General features: G+C 58.9%; 13 protein-coding genes and 1 pseudogene. 9 read left to right on the top strand and 5 right to left on the bottom strand.

From position 1 onward, the window contains the following. Positions 1 to 26: 26 nt before the first annotated feature. Together ACVWZP_RS16040 and ACVWZP_RS16035 are read right to left on the bottom strand one after the other, a co-directional pair. On the bottom strand, positions 27 to 2,798 hold the full coding sequence (locus ACVWZP_RS16040; RefSeq protein ID WP_457369927.1) for a hypothetical protein: 2,772 nt from the start codon (positions 2,796 to 2,798) through the stop codon (positions 27 to 29). Positions 2,799 to 3,192: 394 nt separating this feature from the next. After that, positions 3,193 to 3,903 (bottom strand): SIMPL domain-containing protein, encoded by a 711-nt coding sequence (locus ACVWZP_RS16035; protein ID WP_017845432.1) that lies wholly within the window; start codon positions 3,901 to 3,903, stop codon positions 3,193 to 3,195. Between the two features lie 204 nt (positions 3,904 to 4,107). Here ACVWZP_RS16035 and ACVWZP_RS16030 point away from each other — a divergent pair, with 204 nt between their 5' ends. From ACVWZP_RS16030 to ACVWZP_RS16020, 3 genes are all read left to right on the top strand, one after another. After that, positions 4,108 to 5,370, top strand: coding sequence for an ATP-binding protein (locus tag ACVWZP_RS16030; protein WP_017845431.1), 1,263 nt, complete (start codon positions 4,108 to 4,110; stop codon positions 5,368 to 5,370). Further along, positions 5,363 to 5,923 (top strand): response regulator transcription factor, encoded by a 561-nt coding sequence (locus ACVWZP_RS16025; protein WP_004372278.1) that lies wholly within the window; start codon positions 5,363 to 5,365, stop codon positions 5,921 to 5,923. The genes ACVWZP_RS16030 and ACVWZP_RS16025 overlap by 8 nt, the downstream gene beginning before the upstream one ends. 100 nt (positions 5,924 to 6,023) lie before the next feature. Further along, a complete protein-coding gene (locus tag ACVWZP_RS16020) occupies positions 6,024 to 7,748 on the top strand; it encodes an ABC transporter ATP-binding protein/permease (RefSeq protein WP_126587526.1) in 1,725 nt (574 codons plus the stop codon). A gap of 197 nt (positions 7,749 to 7,945) precedes the next feature. Here ACVWZP_RS16020 and ACVWZP_RS16015 read toward each other — a convergent pair whose 3' ends face one another. Then, complete coding sequence (locus ACVWZP_RS16015) at positions 7,946 to 8,383, bottom strand: YhcB family protein (RefSeq protein ID WP_003171734.1); 438 nt, start codon at positions 8,381 to 8,383, stop codon at positions 7,946 to 7,948. Between the two features lie 147 nt (positions 8,384 to 8,530). Between ACVWZP_RS16015 and ACVWZP_RS16010 the strand changes: the two genes are divergently transcribed. The 3 genes from ACVWZP_RS16010 to zapE all read left to right on the top strand — a co-directional run bounded on the left by ACVWZP_RS16010 (position 8,531) and on the right by zapE (position 11,714). Further along, entirely contained in the window at positions 8,531 to 9,160 is a 630-nt protein-coding gene (locus ACVWZP_RS16010) for an alpha/beta hydrolase (RefSeq protein WP_026139827.1), read from the top strand. A gap of 24 nt (positions 9,161 to 9,184) precedes the next feature. Next, a complete protein-coding gene (locus ACVWZP_RS16005) occupies positions 9,185 to 10,540 on the top strand; it encodes a tryptophan--tRNA ligase (protein WP_046384702.1) in 1,356 nt (451 codons plus the stop codon). A gap of 79 nt (positions 10,541 to 10,619) precedes the next feature. Then, positions 10,620 to 11,714 (top strand): cell division protein ZapE, encoded by a 1,095-nt coding sequence (gene zapE, locus ACVWZP_RS16000; RefSeq protein WP_046384701.1) that lies wholly within the window; start codon positions 10,620 to 10,622, stop codon positions 11,712 to 11,714. 129 nt (positions 11,715 to 11,843) lie between these two features. Here zapE and ACVWZP_RS15995 read toward each other — a convergent pair. After that, a pseudogene (locus ACVWZP_RS15995) lies at positions 11,844 to 12,766 on the bottom strand (GlxA family transcriptional regulator). Positions 12,767 to 12,986: 220 nt separating this feature from the next. On the opposite strand from ACVWZP_RS15995, the gene ACVWZP_RS15990 reads away from it, so the two are divergent. Further along, the gene (locus ACVWZP_RS15990; protein WP_457369926.1) at positions 12,987 to 14,123 is read left to right on the top strand and encodes an acyl-CoA dehydrogenase family protein; all 1,137 of its coding nucleotides are present in this window, start codon (positions 12,987 to 12,989) and stop codon (positions 14,121 to 14,123) included. A 114-nt stretch (positions 14,124 to 14,237) separates the two neighbouring features. On the opposite strand, the gene ACVWZP_RS15985 is transcribed toward ACVWZP_RS15990, so the two are convergent. Beyond that, positions 14,238 to 15,278, bottom strand: coding sequence for an NADP(H)-dependent aldo-keto reductase (locus ACVWZP_RS15985; RefSeq protein ID WP_102617140.1), 1,041 nt, complete (start codon positions 15,276 to 15,278; stop codon positions 14,238 to 14,240). Positions 15,279 to 15,526: 248 nt separating this feature from the next. On the opposite strand from ACVWZP_RS15985, the gene rplM reads away from it, so the two are divergent. Together rplM and rpsI are read left to right on the top strand one after the other, a co-directional pair. Next, positions 15,527 to 15,955 (top strand): 50S ribosomal protein L13, encoded by a 429-nt coding sequence (gene rplM / locus ACVWZP_RS15980; RefSeq protein ID WP_010568039.1) that lies wholly within the window; start codon positions 15,527 to 15,529, stop codon positions 15,953 to 15,955. Between the two features lie 14 nt (positions 15,956 to 15,969). Beyond that, the gene (gene rpsI, locus ACVWZP_RS15975) at positions 15,970 to 16,362 is read left to right on the top strand and encodes a 30S ribosomal protein S9 (RefSeq protein ID WP_003171743.1); all 393 of its coding nucleotides are present in this window, start codon (positions 15,970 to 15,972) and stop codon (positions 16,360 to 16,362) included. The last annotated feature ends 44 nt before the right edge of the window (positions 16,363 to 16,406 follow it).

Genomic DNA, 16,406 nt, shown 5'->3' with positions numbered 1-16,406 from the left:
TTCAGGTTTATCAGGTAGGGGCTCACTTATATATGTGTTGGCGTCGACACTTCAATCAGGGTTGGCGCGGACGGGGCGATGGTGTAAGTGTCACCACTCAGTTCATTACTTTCACGTATCGTGAATGCCCGCGTGCTGGTGATATCCAAGTCTCGATTAGGTACTGTGCCGTCTTCGGTTCTGAGTTTAAGAACCCATTTGGTCGTGGCCTTGACAGTGTGCGTATTCAGTGAGGGATCATACTCTATGATGAAATGTTTTTGACCTGCCGAAACACCGTAGTTGTCTTTAAGCTGCGGTGGCATTAATTCCAGATAGGCTGGATGCGTGGCGCCTTGGTGAGCCACCTCTGAAATACGCGCTCTCAGATCAGCGTCGGGAATAGTCTCTTCAAGTACGGCCAGCCTGCTTTGTATGGTTTCATGTGCTTCGCCTCCCCTGAAATCAAGTTCGGTTCGCACGATATGACCATTCTCTCTTTTTATGATGGAGTAAATTTCTCGGTTCAAGTCAGGCGCAAAACTTTCGGAGTATCCAGTGTCAGGTTTGGCTCTCTCTCCTTCGGTGACGGCGAAATTACCGTCGTCGATTGTCCAGGAAACAGACAGTTTTCTTTTTATGTTTGAGCCTTCTTCGTACACGTCGTCGTAGAATCGGTAGTTTTTGCTTTCGTCCAGGTTCAAGTAGTCGTCAAACTTCTCGGCGCCGAGAATTTTCGAGCCCTTATCATCAACAAAGCGCTCTGAGAACTTGGGGGTGGATGTTGATTCGGTGCTGGGGGTTGGCGAAGGCGAGCGCTGCCATGGCCATTTCACTCCGCCATCGCCACTCGCGGACTTCCACTGCCCAGCACCTGCAGCATGGACCGTCAGCACGGGTTTGCGAGTGCCTGGGTTAATGACTTGCACATAATTGTCGCTGAGTTTGAAATCGCTTCTGATCTCATACACGTTGCTCGAACCTGTGCCGTCGGTATAGCGGATAAACCATTGATCCTCACCGCTGGTTTCATTCTTGACCTGATAAATACCTTTCGCATTGGGTTGGATATGTTCAATGAGTTGCTCACCGTTCGGCATTGCATGCTCGCTGATATTCTCCGATTCGCTGGGGCGCAACAAGTTGACCTCAGGCTCTAGAGTATGGGGCCGCGGAACTTCAGCGTCATTGCTCGATACCTTGGGGGTTCGCACCAAATCAATGTCGTTCGAACGCTCGTTATATTCCCAGCTGTAGCGTTCAACGACCGGGGTCTTGCCTAAACCAGACTCCAGCCCTATTGTCGCAAGTTCGTGTCCCAGTTGCAGAGTTGATATCACCGCTGCGGCAGTGCCGCCAACCCGATCATTGGCGGTCATGCCATAGATCGAGTCATGGGCGCCGAAAAAAATATTGCCTGCGTTGCCGACGACGGGGATGTAACCGAAAGTATTACCCCAAAAGTCCTTCGCAGCCTTCCAGCTTTGTTGCGTGAAACCAAACACCTCAGTTTGGTCGGACCATACCGAATTGTTTGTGTTCACCTCTTGGTATTTACCTGCAAGACCCGAATCCAGATTGCCGTATTTCAACCGGTAATCGCCACCTCGCGATTCGGTATAGTTGAATGTCTCTGCCACTGGCACGGCTTTATCGGCGAAAATACTGGAATACCCTGGGTAGGTTGCATGAGGGTCGACAATCAAATTGTTGAGTACGTCCCCCGCCTTGGGCCAATGTGCATCTGTGCCGCCTTGCCGGTCGCTGGCGTTGAAACTGCGCTGCACATTTTCCTGGTTGTCTTTTGCCCAGTTGGCAAAATCCGCATCGCCGTGTATTTCACGAACTGCGCCGTTCTTCAAATCAAGCATCAAACCCTTGTTGGGCCGATGCTCATAATTGCCGTCAAAAGGGGTATGAGGAATAAATGCATAGCCTGCCAGTGGATAGCCGTAGATGTTGGGAATAATGACTTGTGCATTATTTTCTAATGTACGCTTTACGGCCGCTTGGCTGGCAGGCGTGAGTTTTTCAAAACTGTCTTTATTATTCGCCAGGCTCTGCAAGGTGCCCCGTACAACATAGGCGTCTGCTTTCCCTGAACGTATCGCCAGTGCTCCCGACTCGTGGCTCATGGGCTTGGCTATTTCATGTGTCCAATGATTTTGAAGATTCTGCCCGTGCAATTCCAAGTCGGCGACCTTGCTGCGGTCTTGTGGCGCGATCTCCATGAACTGGAAGTTGAGCGGGCCTCCTCGCTGCACTTTGTCGTGCGCAAAAGCACCCGCCGCGATTTCCCATGCAAAGTAAGTGCGTTTTTCGGTGTCGGTCAGCACCTCGGGTTTTCCGACCCCTTTGTAGGAGGTGAACGTCACTGTGATTTTTTCATGCGGGTCGTACCCGGCCGCCATTAACCCTCCGCTAAAGTAACCGGCAGGTTCGAGGAACTGGCGAGTCTTCTGAAATTTGATGTTGCGTTCGCCTTCGTTACCACGTTCTATCGTATTTGTCTGCGTGACGACGCGCCCGGCATAGGCATCAATGCGCTGCGTGCGCTCCCGCTGCGTATAACTCGCCGTTGGTGGAGAAGGGGAGACTGATCCAAAAATGACTTGCTTGGAAAAATCAAATTCGTTTTCAGGCGTAGGACCTTTAATCGGTGTGTCGCCCGCTGAAACGCCAAGCGTTCCCTGAGGCGTATTAGTTTGTGACGAAGTTGAGGTCTCAACTTCTCGTTTTTGACGATTATGTACAGGAGTAGGCGGGATAAACGGAGCGTTGGTAGTGACGGCAAGTGGCGGTAGGGATGACGGACACATATTTATTCTCGGCTGATTTTATTCATGAGTTTCATGAGGTTAATTATCTGGCGCGAAGCAATAGCATTCGATACGCGACACTGCTTTATGGCGCCTTTCAGTGGTTTGGTTTTTCTCTAAGTGCTGTTGAGTTACATGAGTGCTGTAGGGCGGCGGATGAAGTCTTTATAACTGGGTGGCGGCATGGCTACTAAAGGTTCCCATGCCTGCTTTATGCTCCGTGACGTAATGACAGTAGCTTTATGGGGGGGCTACAACTTTAGAAAGAAGTCTTATGCCAAGATATGAGCGACCCACTTCTGATTCAAAATGTTTAGATGAGTTGAATGAAACTGCGCGCGAAAAAAAACGGCGCCAGCCTTGTCGGGCCGCGCCGTTTTTTTGTTGATAAGACTTATTGCAAGACTTCGATGACCCCGTCGGCGCTCATGCTCACTTGACTGGTCCCCGCCTCAACTTCCGGCGTCGGCGCCGAATCCATCATGGCGGCTTTCATCATCATCCCGCCGCGTGCGTAAGGTTGTGGATAACCATTGGTGTTGAAGTTCAGGTTGACGATCTTATAACCCTTGCCGCCCAACGCATCGGTGGCCAGTTGGGCGCGAGCCTTGAATGCGCTGACCGCGTCCTTGAGCAGGGCGTCTTCGCTGGACCTGCGCGTGGTGTCAGCGATGGCGAATTCCATGTTTTGCATTTTCAGGGTGTTGAGCAACTCGCCGGTGAGCTTGGACAGCGCCGGGAAGTCTGCGCTCTCCAGGCGTAGTTCGGCGCGTTCACGCCAGCCGGTGATCTTCTGGTTCTTATTGTCGTAGATCGGGTAGCTGTTGCGGCTGCCCTGACGCAGGGTCACGGCCTTGACTTCGCGGGCCTGGCCCAGGGCCTGGTTCATGGTGGTGGTGATGTCGGCGGCGAGCTTGGCGGGGTCGGCGTTCTGGGATTCGGTATAGAGCGTCACGATCATCTTGTCGCGGGCCACTTCCTGGCTGACTTCGGCGCGCAGGGCGATCTGGTTGTAATGCAACTCATCGGCGGCGACGGCCGGGAGGCTGGCCAGGGTGCTGGCGCTGAGGGTGAGAGCGGCTGCGTTGCGAATGAAACGGGACATGGAAGCTCCTTGGATTGTTCGTATCGGTATGACTGTAGACGGTGGTGCCGGGTTCTTCGGGTTTACACATTCACTACAAGTTGTCGCAGTGCCGACGAACGGTCATTCAGCGCGCCTGCGTCAAAGAGCCACACGCGCCGTGTCTGCCGGTCGGCTTCGTTTATACTCCTGCCGATCCGCCTGCAGCGCTCACCGGGAGAGCTCATGCTCGCCGCCGTAAAACTGACTTCCGCCACCCGCCAGAACCTCTGGCGCCTGACGTTCATTCGCACCTTGGTATTGGCCGCGCAGGCCGGTTCCGTCGGGCTTGCCTATTGGTTCGACCTGCTGCCGCTGCCGTGGCTGCAACTGAGCGTGACCCTGGGTTTTTCCACCGTGTTATGTGCGTTTACCGCCATCCGGTTGCGTACCACCTGGCCGGTGACCGAGCTGGAATACGCCCTGCAGTTGGCCTGCGACCTGTTTATCCACAGTGTGTTGCTGTATTTCTCTGGTGGTTCCACCAATCCGTTCGTTTCGTATTACCTGGTGCCCTTGACCATAGCGGCCGTGACCTTGCCGTGGCGCTACTCGGTGATACTCTCCGGCATTGCCCTGACCCTGTACACCTTGCTGCTGGCACAGTTCTACCCGTTGCAGACGTTCCCCATCGCCCGGGAAAACCTGCAGATCTACGGGATGTGGCTGAGCTTCGCGCTGTCCGCCGCAGTCATCACCTTTTTTGCCGCGCGCATGGCCGAAGAACTGCGCCGCCAGGAAGAATTGCGCGCCATCCGCCGCGAAGAAGGCCTGCGCGACCAGCAACTGCTGGCCGTCGCGACCCAGGCCGCCGGTGCGGCCCATGAGTTGGGCACGCCCCTGGCGACCATGAGCGTGCTGCTCAACGAAATGACCCAGGACCATCACGATCCGGCGCTGCAAGAAGACCTCGGCGTGCTGCGCGAACAGGTCAAGCAGTGCAAGCAAACCTTGCAGCAACTGGTGCGCGCCGCCGAAGCCAACCGCCGCCTGGCGGTGGAGATGCAGGACGTGACCCAGTGGCTCGACGAAGCCCTGAACCGCTGGCACCTGATGCGCCCCGAAGCCAGTTACCGTTTCCACCTGCTGGGGCAGGGCAGCGTGCCGCGCATGGCGCCGCCGCCGGACCTGACCCAGGCCCTGCTCAACCTGTTGAACAATGCCGCCGATGCCTGCCCCGAAGGCCTGGAAGTGCAGCTGGACTGGGACACGGAAAACCTCACCATCAGCATTCGTGACCACGGCGCAGGCGTGCCGCTGGCTATTGCCGAGCAGATCGGTAAACCTTTCTTTACCACCAAGGGCAAAGGCTTCGGCCTCGGCCTGTTTTTGAGCAAGGCCAGCGTGACCCGCGCGGGCGGCTCAGTGAAGCTCTATAGTCATGAGGAAGGCGGCACGCTCACCGAGCTGCGCCTGCCCCGTGTCGCACGAGGAGATATCGATGAGTGATGAGATCCAAGTCGAAGGCGAAGAACTGCCGCACCTGTTGCTGGTAGATGATGACGCTACCTTTACCCGCGTCATGGCGCGTGCCATGAGCCGTCGCGGTTTCCGCGTCAGCACCGCGGGTTCCGCGGAAGAGGGCCTGAGCATCGCCCAGGCCGACCTGCCGGACTACGCCGCGCTCGACCTGAAAATGGACGGCGACTCCGGCCTGGTGCTGCTGCCCAAGCTGCTCGAACTCGATCCGGAAATGCGCGTGGTGATTCTCACTGGTTATTCCAGCATTGCCACCGCTGTCGAAGCCATCAAGCGTGGCGCCTGCAACTACCTGTGCAAACCGGCGGACGCCGACGACGTGCTGGCCGCCTTGCTCTCCGAGCATGCCGACCTCGACACCCTGGTGCCGGAAAACCCGATGTCGGTGGACCGCCTGCAGTGGGAACACATCCAGCGCGTGCTGACCGAGCATGAAGGCAATATCTCGGCCACCGCCCGCGCGCTGGGCATGCACCGGCGTACCCTGCAACGCAAGCTGCAGAAGCGCCCGGTACGGCGCTGAACGCCGGCTGAACAATCTACTTCAGGCCGCACGGCGCCTTGAACCGATGCTCTATGATCGGTTCAAACGCCTGCCATCTATTTCCTACCGAGCCTGAACGATGAATCAGAACGCTGAGTATTCCGCGGTCAACGACGCGGTGCGTGGGCACTTTTTTCGCCGAACCTGGGCGATGATCACGCCCTATTGGCGCAGTGAAGAAAAGGGCAAGGCATGGTTGCTGTTGTTGGCGGTGATTGGTTTGTCGCTGTTCAGCGTCGCGATCTCCGTGTGGATCAACCACTGGTACAAGGATTTCTACAACGCCCTGGAACATAAGGACACGGCGGCCTTCTGGCAACTGATCGGCTATTTCGGCGGCATCGCTGCGGTGGCCATCCTCGGTGCGGTGTATCGCTTGTACCTGACCCAGATGCTGACCATCCGCTGGCGGGCCTGGTTGACCGAAAAACACTTCGCACGCTGGCTCAGCGACAAAAACTACTACCAGCTGGAGCAGGGCGGTTACACCGATAACCCGGACCAGCGGATCTCCGAAGACCTCAATAACTTCACCTCCAGCAGCTTGAGCCTCGGCCTGGGCCTGCTGCGCAATGTGGTCAGCCTGGTGTCGTTTTCGATCATCCTGTGGGGTGTGTCGGGCAGCATCGAAGTGTTCGGTATCACCATTCCCGGCTACATGTTCTGGTGTGCATTGCTCTATGCCGCCGTGGGCAGTTGGCTGACGCACCTGATCGGGCGTCGCTTGATCGGGCTGAACAATCAACAACAACGCTTCGAGGCGGATTTGCGCTTCTCGATGGTCCGGGTGCGCGAGAATGCCGAGAGCATTGCCTTGTACAACGGCGAGCCCAACGAAAATCGCCGTTTGAGCCAACGCTTCGGCCGGGTCTGGCATAACTTCTGGGACATCATGAAAGTGTCCAAGCGCCTGACTTTCTTCACCGCCGGCTACAGCCAGATCGCAATCATCTTCCCGTTCATCGTCGCCGCGCCGCGCTACTTCACCGGCAAGATCGAGCTGGGCGAGCTGATGCAAATCAACTCGGCGTTCGGCAACGTCCAGGATAACTTCAGCTGGTTTATCGGCGCGTACACGGAGCTGGCCAGTTGGCGCGCCACCAGTGATCGTCTGCTGAGTTTCCAGCAGGCCATGGGCGATAACGAGCAGCGCCCTGCGGCCATCGACGTGCGCCCGGAAGGCGAGCGCCTGGTGGTAGAGAAGCTCGGCATGGACCTGGCCGATGGCCGCCACTTGCTCGCCGGCGCCGACATGGTCGTCGAGCCGGGCCAGCGCCTGATGCTCAGCGGGCGTTCCGGCAGCGGTAAAAGTACGTTGCTGCGTGCCATGGGCCAGCTGTGGCCGGCGGGCCATGGCAGCATCCGCCTGCCGGAGGCGCGTTACCTGTTCCTGCCGCAGAAGCCGTATCTGCCGATCGGCACGTTGAAGGCCGCGCTGAGTTATCCACAGGACGACGGCGTGTACATGGACGAACGTTATGCACAGGTCCTGGAAACCTGCCGCTTGCCGCATCTGGTCGCGCGGCTGGACGAAGCCAACCACTGGCAGCGCATGCTCTCTCCCGGCGAGCAACAGCGCCTGGCCTTTGCCCGTGCGTTGTTGTTCGCACCGCAGTGGCTGTACATGGACGAAGCGACATCGGCCATGGATGAAGAGGATGAGGCGACGTTGTACCAGGCGTTGATCGATGAGCTGCCGGGGCTGAGCATCGTCAGCGTCGGCCATCGCAGCAGCCTCAAGCGCTTCCATGGGCGGCATGTGCGGATCGAAAGCGGCCACCTGCAAGAACAACCCGTGTCCTGAGGCCGGACTCGGTCAGTGTGGGAGGGAGCTTGCTCCCGATAGCAGTGTGTCAGTCAGCCTATATATCAACTGATCCGCCGCTATCGGGAGCAAGCTCCCTCCCACAATGGCATCCCCGCTGGTCTGGAGATTGAGGCCCAACAAAAAGCCCGGCTGATCATCGATCAGCCGGGCTTTTTTACAGCGCCTGAAAAGACTTACTTCTTCAAGCCGTAATGCTCATCCAGCATGCCAGGGGCGTTCGGCGTTTTTGGCGCGTAGTCCCGTGGCGGCTCCTGGTTTTCCCGTGGCGGGGTCAGGCGTTCCCGTGGAGTTTGCGGTGCATCGGAATGCAGCGCGGCCAGCAGGCGCTGACGGGTGATGTCGTCGAGCGCCAGGCGGTTGGCGCCGTCGGCGAGGTGATCCTGTACTTCCTGGTAGCTCTGGGTGAGCTTCTTGACCAGGGTCGCGGTGCTGTTGAAGTGGGTAACAACCTCGTTCTGATAACTGTCAAAACGTTCCTGAATGTCATCCAACTGACGCTGCGTGCGGTTAGGCGCGGCATTCGGCAGCAAGCGAGCAACCAGGAATCCAATGGCGACACCGGCAACCAGGGCAAGAGTCGGCAACAACCAAACTAAGAGCGAGTGTTCCACGAGTCCTTCCTCTATAAACGGCTTTGCTTTACGTTAACGGCTCGGACCTGCGCTGTATACCGCGATTAAGCTCGCAATGATGCCATGCACAGACTTTTAGCTAGACGAGTCGACCCTTTGAGAGGTCACGGAGTTCATTCCTTGCTCATGCGTGAAACCCCTGTTTTGATCGATGGCCCGGTAGGCCAATTGGAAGCCCTGTACCTGGATCAGCCCGCGCCACGTGGCCTGGCGCTGATCTGCCACCCTAACCCGGTGCAGGGTGGGACCATGCTCAATAAAGTTGTTTCGACCCTGCAACGCACCGCCCGCGATGCCGGTTTGATCACCTTGCGATTCAATTACCGTGGCGTCGGTGCCAGCGCCGGCACCCATGACATGGCCAGCGGTGAAGTGGACGATGCCGAAGCGGCCGCCACCTGGTTGCGCAAGAAACACCCCGACCTGCCGATCACCTTGCTCGGTTTTTCGTTTGGTGGCTATGTCGCCGCCAGCCTCGGCGGTCGTCTGGAAGCCAAGGGCGAAAAGCTCGCGCACCTGTTCATGGTCGCCGCCGCGGTGATGCGCCTGGGCGATGCCGACCTGCTGCCGCAGAACTGCCCGCTGACCCTGATCCAGCCGGAAACCGACGAAGTGGTCGACCCGCAATGCGTCTACGACTGGTCCGCCGCCCTGAAACGCCCCCATGAGCTGCTGAAAGTGGCAGAATGCGGACACTTTTTTCATGGCAAGCTCACCGATCTCAAGGATCTGGTGCTGCCGCGCCTCTCGAATTGATAGCAGTCTGATAAGCGATTACCCATGACGACTCGTACCCGTATCCTCACCGGCATCACCACCACCGGCACGCCGCACCTGGGCAACTACGCCGGTGCGATCCGCCCGGCGATCCTTGCCAGTCAGGACGCCAATGCCGACTCCTTCTACTTCCTGGCCGACTACCACGCCCTGATCAAATGCGATGACCCGCAGCGCATCCAGCGCTCGCGTATGGAAATCGCCGCGACCTGGCTGGCCGGTGGCCTGGATGTGAACCGGGTGACGTTCTATCGCCAGTCCGACATTCCCGAGATCCCCGAGCTGACCTGGCTGCTGACCTGCGTCGCCGCCAAGGGCCTGCTCAACCGCGCCCATGCCTACAAGGCGTCGGTGGACAAGAACGTGGAAAACGGCGAAGACCCGGATGCGGGCATCACCATGGGCCTGTACAGCTACCCGGTGCTGATGGCGGCGGACATTTTGATGTTCAACGCGCACAAGGTGCCGGTGGGCCGCGACCAGATCCAGCACGTGGAAATGGCCCGCGACATCGGCCAGCGCTTCAACCACCTGTTCGGCAACGGTAAAGAGTTCTTCACCCTGCCCGAGGCGGTGATCGAAGAAAGCGTCGCCACCTTGCCGGGCCTGGACGGTCGCAAGATGTCGAAGAGCTACGACAACACCATCCCGTTGTTCACCAGCGCCAAGGACATGAAAGACGCGATCTCGCGGATCGTCACCGACTCCCGCGCGCCCGGCGAAGCCAAGGACCCGGACAATTCGCACCTGTTCACCCTGTACCAGGCGTTTGCCAGCAAGGCCCAGGAACAGGAATTCCGCGCCGAGTTGCTGCAAGGCCTGGGCTGGGGCGAGGCGAAGAACCGTCTGTTCCAACTGCTGGACGGGCAACTGGGTGAAGCCCGTGAGCGTTACCACCAATTGATGTCGCGCCCGGCGGACATGGAAGACCTGCTGCTGATCGGCGCCCAAAAAGCCCGCGCCGTGGCCGCGCCGTTCCTCGCCGAGCTGCGTGAGGCCGTTGGCCTGCGTTCGTTCGTCAACCAGGCCGCGGCGCCGGTCAGTACCAAGAAAAAGGCCGCGAAAGCCGCGCGCTTCGTGAGTTTCCGCGAAGACGACGGCAGCTTCCGCTTCCGCCTGCTGGCGGCCGATGGCGAGCAACTGCTGCTGTCGCGCAACTTTGCCGACGGCAAGGCGGCGGGCGCGGTGACCAAGCAATTGCAAAGCGGCGCCGCGCTGGACGTGCGCCCTGAAGCCCTGAGCTTCAGCGTATGGCTGGACGACGCTGCGGTTGCCGACAGCGCGCCATTCGCCGACACCGCGTCGCGCGATGCCGCCATCGCCGCCTTGCGCGTTGCGCTGACCCCCCTCGAGGATTAACCCGACCAAGGGTTGATTGCCATTATCCAGGGCCGTCGTTACAGTGACGGCCCGTTTTTGTTGCCTTGCTAACGAAATTATGACGCCCCTAGAACGATATCAAGCTGATCTGAAACGCCCTGAATTCTTCCATGACGCGGCCCAGGAAACGGCGGTGCGTCATTTGCAGCGTCTGTACGAAGACCTGGTCGCGGCCTCGCAGAGTAAGCCAGGGATGCTCGGCAAGCTGTTTGGCAAGAAAGATCGCACGCCGGTCAAGGGCCTGTACTTCTGGGGCGGCGTGGGTCGCGGCAAGACCTACCTGGTGGACACCTTCTTCGAAGCGCTGCCGTTCAAGGAAAAGGTCCGCACGCACTTCCACCGCTTCATGAAGCGCGTCCATGAAGAGATGAAAACCCTGCCGGGCGAGAAAAACCCGTTGACCATCATCGCCAAGCGGTTCTCCGCAGAGGCGCGGGTGATCTGCTTCGATGAGTTCTTCGTCTCCGACATCACCGACGCCATGATCCTCGGCACCCTGATGGAAGAGCTGTTCAAGAACGGCGTGACCCTGGTCGCCACCTCGAACATCGTGCCCGATGGCCTGTACAAGGACGGCCTGCAACGCGCGCGCTTCCTGCCAGCCATTGCGCTGATCAAGCAGAACACCGAGATCGTCAACGTCGACAGCGGCGTCGATTACCGCCTGCGGCACCTGGAGCAAGCGGAGTTGTTCCACTTCCCGCTCAACGACGCGGCGCAAGATAGCCTGCGCAAAAGCTTCCGCGCCCTCACGCCGGAATGCACCCAGGCGGTGGAAAACGACAAGTTGATCATCGAAAACCGCCAAATCATCGCGCTGCGTACCTGCGATGACGTGGCCTGGTTCGACTTCCGCGAACTGTGCGACGGCCCGCGCAGCCAGAACGACTACATCGAACTGGGCAAGATCTTCCACGCCGTGATCCTCAGTGGCGTGGAGCAGATGAGCGTCAGCACCGACGACATCGCGCGCCGCTTTATCAACATGGTCGACGAGTTCTATGACCGCAACGTCAAGTTGATCATCTCGGCGGAAGTCGAGCTCAAGGACCTCTACACCGGCGGTCGCTTGAACTTCGAATTCCAGCGCACCCTGAGCCGCCTGCTGGAGATGCAATCCCACGAGTTCCTGTCGCGGGCGCACAAACCCTAAGCACGACGCAGTAAAAAGTGTGGGAGGGGGCTTGCCCCCGATAGCGGTGTATCAGTGCCAGATGTACTGACTGATACACCGCTATCGGGAGCAAGCTCCCTCCCACATTTTGTCTCTGTACAGCCCTGATTACGCGGCTTGCTGGAATTGCTGGCGGTATTGGTTCGGTGACAGTTCGGTGTGCTGCCTGAACAGCCGCGCAAAGAAACTCGCATCGTCGTAGCCCACCTCATAACTGATGGTCTTGATGCTCTTGCGGCTGCCCGAGAGCAGCCCTTTCGCCGTCTCGATGCGCAAGCGTTGCAGGTAATGCAGCGGCTTGTCGCCGGTGGCGGTCTGGAAGCGGCGCATGAAGTTGCGGATGCTCATGCCGTGCTCCCGGGCCACGTCCTCGAAGCGGAACTTGTCGGCGAAATGCTCTTCGAGCCAGTGCTGGATCTGCAGGATGATCACATCCTGGTGCAGCTTCTGCCTCCGCCGAAACCGATCCGTCCCGGCGAATAGTTGCGCTGCACTTCGTAAAGAATATCGCGGGCCACGGCCTGGGCGATGTTGGCGCCGCAGAAGCGTTCGATCAGATAGATATAGAGGTCGCAGGCCGAGGTGGTGCCGCCGGCGCAGTACAGGTTGTCGGCGTCGGTCAGGTGCTTGTCCTGGTTGAGCTGGACCTTGGGGAAGCGCTCGCTGAAGGCAGTGAAGAAACGCCAGTAGGTGGTCGCCTCCTTGCCATCGAGCAGCCCGGCTTCGGCCAGCCAGAACACCCCGGTCGCTTCGCCGCAGAGCACCGCGCCGCGGGCGTGCTGTTCGCGCAGCCACGGCAGCACTTGCGGGTAGCGCGTACTCAGGGCATCGAAGTCATCCCAGAAGGCCGGCAGCACGATGATGTCGGCGTCTTCCAGGCCGCCGTCCACCGGCATGATCACATCACTGAAGCTGCGCACCGATTGCCCGTCGGGGCTGACCAGGCGCGTTTCGAACGCTGGGGTCAGGCCCAGGCCTTGTTGTTTGCCGTAACGCAGGCTGGCGAGGTGGAAGAAATCCTTGGCTTGCATGAGGGTGGAAGCGAACACCCGATCAATGGCCAAAATGCTGACGCGCCGCAAGGGCGTGGAGATTTGGTTAGACATAATTTCATTTATTCTTATAGGGGAAAGTGGTCACCAGACGGCTGGATCGTCTTATTTTTTGTCGCATGTGTCCAGTGTCCTGTGACGCCTTCGCGGCATAGGCTCTGTGGTTCGTCTTTGTCCGACAATCCACGCAGGTGACCTCATGATCCCCAGAACGTTGTTCAGCCCGGAACACGAACTCTTCCGCCAGAGCGTGCGTACCTTCCTTGAAAAAGACGCTGCGCCGTTCCATGCGCAATGGGAGAAGCAGGGCTATATCGACCGTGCGCTGTGGAACAAGGCCGGCGAGGCGGGGATGTTGTGTTCCCATCTGCCGGAGGAGTACGGCGGCCTGGGCGCGGACTTTCTCTACAGCGCGGTGGTGATCGAAGAGATCAGCCGCCTGGGCCTGACCGGCATCGGTTTCTCCCTGCATTCGGACATTGTCGCGCCGTATATCCTGCATTACGGCAGTGAAGCGCTGAAGCACCAATACCTGCCCCAATTGATCTCCGGCGAGAAGGTCACGGCCATCGCCATGACCGAGCCGGGCGCCGGGTCCGACCTGCAAGGGGTCAAGACCACGGCGGTGCTGGACGGTGATGAGTATGTGATCAACGGCTCCAAGACCTTTATCACCAACGGTTTTCTCGCCGATCTGGTGATCGTGGTCGCCAAGACCGACCCCAAGGCCGGCGCCAAGGGCACCAGCCTGTTCCTGGTGGAGGCCGCTACGCCGGGCTTCGACAAGGGCAAGCGCCTGGAGAAGGTCGGCATGAAGGCCCAGGACACTTCGGAGCTGTTCTTCCAGGATGTCCGTGTGCCCAAGGAAAACCTGCTGGGCCAGGCGGGCATGGGCTTCGCCTACTTGATGCAGGAGCTGCCGCAGGAGCGCTTGACCGTGGCGATTGGCGCGCTGGCGTCAGCCGAAGCGGCGCTGCAATGGACCCTCGATTACACCCGTGAGCGCAAGGCCTTCGGCAAGGCGATTGCCGATTTCCAGAACACCCGCTTCAAACTGGCGGAGATGGCCACCGAGATCCAGATCGGCCGCGTGTTCGTCGATAAATGCCTGGCGTTGCACCTGGAGGGCAAGCTCGACGTGCCCACCGCCGCGATGGCCAAGTACTGGGCCACGGACCTGCAATGCAAGGTGCTCGACGAGTGTGTGCAATTGCACGGCGGCTACGGCTTCATGTGGGAATACCCGGTCGCCCGCGCCTGGGCGGATGCGCGGGTGCAGCGGATTTATGCGGGGACCAATGAGATCATGAAGGAGATTATCGCGCGGGCGCTTTGATTTCGATGGTGTGGCTGAGAGCCTCATCGGGGGCAAGCCCCCTCCCACGTTTTACTGGGTTCACACGGCTAAGTGTGGGAGGGGGCTTGCCCCCGATAGCGGTCTAGCGATCAATCAAGGTGCTGGATTAGGATGATCCTTCTGAATCGCCTCAATCCCCTCCAGCACCTCTTTCGACAGTTTCAGGTCAGCGCTGGCAAGGTTGCTGTCCAGTTGCTCCAGGCTCGTCGCACCAATGATGTTGCTGGTCACGAACGGCTGTTGCGTGACGAACGCCAACGCCATCTGCGCCGGGTCCAGGCCGTGTTCGCGGGCCAGGGCCACATAACGGCTGCACGCTGCTTCCGACTGCGGGTTGAAATAGCGGCTGAAGCGGCTGTATTCGGTCAGGCGGGCTTTTGCCGGGCGCGCACCGCCTTCGTATTTGCCGCTGAGCATGCCGAATGCCAGGGGCGAATAAGCCAGCAGACCGCACTGTTCGCGAATGGCGATTTCCGCCAGGCCCACTTCAAAGCTGCGGTTGAGCAGGTTGTAGGGGTTCTGGATCGACACCGCGCGGGTCCAGCCGCGGGCTTCGGCCAGGGCGAGGAACTTCATGGTGCCCCACGGCGTTTCGTTGGACAGACCGATGTGGCGGATCTTGCCGGCCTTCACCTGCGCGTCCAGCGCTTCGAGGGTTTCCTCCAGCGGCGTCAGGTCGTCTTCGTCCTTGTGCTTGTAGCCCAGCTGGCCGAAGAAGTTGGTGCTGCGCTCCGGCCAGTGCAACTGGTAGAGGTCGATCCAGTCGGTCTGCAGGCGCTTGAGGCTCGCATCCAGGGCTTCGACGATGTGCTGGCGGTTGTGGCGCAGGTGGCCGCCGCGGATATAGTCGATGGTGTTGCCGGGGCCGGCGATCTTGCTGGCGAGAATCCAGTCGGCGCGGTCGCCGCGGCTTTTGAAGTAATTCCCGATGTAGCGCTCGGTGGTGGCATAGGTGTCGGCCTTGGGTGGCACCGGGTACATTTCCGCCGTGTCGAGGAAGTTGATCCCCGCGGCCTTGGCCCGTTCGATCTGCGCGAAGGCCTCTGCCTCGCTGTTCTGCTCGCCCCAGGTCATGGTGCCCAAGGCTATCGCGCTTACGTGCAGATCGGTACGGCCCAGCTGTCGATAATCCATCGGGTGCTCCTTCGGGGAAAACAATCATAAAAGCAGGTTGAATTTTTTTTCGCAATCTGCATAATTGCCCACCTCTTTCTGCAGTGGAAGTGATGCGCCGCCTGCCGAAGAATCTTGCCGTTGAACGGACGCGCCGACCCGAGCCCCCGATAGCGTCTGTATCCGGCTGCCTTTGACTTGTCAAAGTACGCACTATTCAGTAAGATCCGCCGTCTAATTTACAGGGCGGCCCCTGAGGCTATTAAAGAATGACAACTTTTACTGCAAAACCGGAAACAGTTCAGCGCGACTGGTTTGTCGTCGACGCCGCTGGTCAGACTCTGGGTCGTCTGGCCACTGAAGTCGCCAGCCGTCTGCGTGGCAAGCACAAGCCTGAATACACCCCTCACGTTGACACCGGTGACTACATCGTGATCATCAACGCTGAGCAGGTACGTGTTACCGGCAACAAAGCGCAAGACAAAATGTACTACCGTCACTCCGGTTTCCCAGGCGGCATCAAGTCTTCCAATTTCGAAGGTCTGATCGCCAAGAAGCCTGAGGCCCCGATTGAAATCGCGGTTAAAGGCATGCTGCCGAAGGGCCCACTGGGTCGCGATATGTTTCGCAAGCTGAAAGTCTATGCGGGCGCTGCTCACCCTCATGCTGCTCAGCAGCCCCAAGAACTGAAGTTTTAACGGAATAGTTCATTATGTCGGCGACTCAAAATTACGGCACTGGCCGTCGCAAAACCGCAACCGCACGCGTTTTCCTGCGTCCGGGCACTGGTAACATCTCGATCAACAACCGCACTCTGGACAACTTCTTCGGCCGCGAAACTGCCCGCATGGTAGTTCGTCAGCCGCTGGAATTGACCGAGACTGTTGAAAAGTTCGACATCTACGTCACCGTTATCGGTGGCGGTGTAAGTGGTCAAGCTGGCGCAATCCGCCACGGTATCACTCGCGCTCTGATGCAGTACGACGAAACCCTGCGTGGCGCTCTGCGCAAAGCTGGCTTCGTGACTCGTGATGCTCGTGAAGTTGAACGTAAGAAAGTCGGTCTGCGTAAAGCGCGTAAGCGTCCGCAGTACTCGAAGCGTTAATTCGCTTTACGTTGCACAAAAACGCCCAGCCTCCTTACGGAGCT

Source organism: Pseudomonas sp. TE36184 (assembly GCF_054060055.1).
The sequence above is the reverse complement of the archived record's forward strand: the minus strand, read 5'-3'. Positions and strand labels throughout refer to the sequence as shown.